We start from the raw sequence: 461 nt of genomic DNA, 5'->3' as shown, positions 1-461 counted from the left end.
GTAACAAGGTAGCCGTATCGGAAGGTGCGGCTGGATCACCTCCTTTCTAAGGATAATTACGGAAATCAGACTTCTAAGTCTGATAGGGATTAACATTGACATATTGTATTCAGTTTTGAATGTTTATACATTTAATGGGCCTATAGCTCAGCTGGTTAGAGCGCACGCCTGATAAGCGTGAGGTCGATGGTTCGAGTCCATTTAGGCCCACCATTATAAATATTCTTTTAAATTAATACCTTTATGGGGGCTTAGCTCAGCTGGGAGAGCGCCTGCTTTGCACGCAGGAGGTCAGCGGTTCGATCCCGCTAGTCTCCACCATTATTTTTTGAACATTGTACTTTGAAAACTAGATAAAGTAAGAAGAAATAAAAGATTTTACCAAGCAAAACCGAGTGAGTTCATTTTTGAATTCTTAAAAAAATCGCGCGTTTATACAGCAATGTATAAACATCACAATT

General features: G+C 39.7%; 2 tRNA genes. Both read left to right on the top strand.

From position 1 onward, the window contains the following. Positions 1–136 precede the first annotated feature (136 nt). Positions 137–213 (top strand) — tRNA-Ile (locus BHX94_RS12640). A 32-nt stretch (positions 214–245) separates the two neighbouring features. Then, positions 246–321: transfer RNA gene (locus tag BHX94_RS12635), tRNA-Ala, on the top strand. Positions 322–461 lie beyond the last annotated feature (140 nt).

It is taken from the genome of Macrococcoides bohemicum, from assembly GCF_003259675.1.
In the GTDB taxonomy this organism is placed as follows: Bacteria; Bacillota; Bacilli; order Staphylococcales; family Staphylococcaceae; genus Macrococcoides; species Macrococcoides bohemicum.
This window is presented reverse-complemented; position numbering and strand designations above follow the sequence as displayed.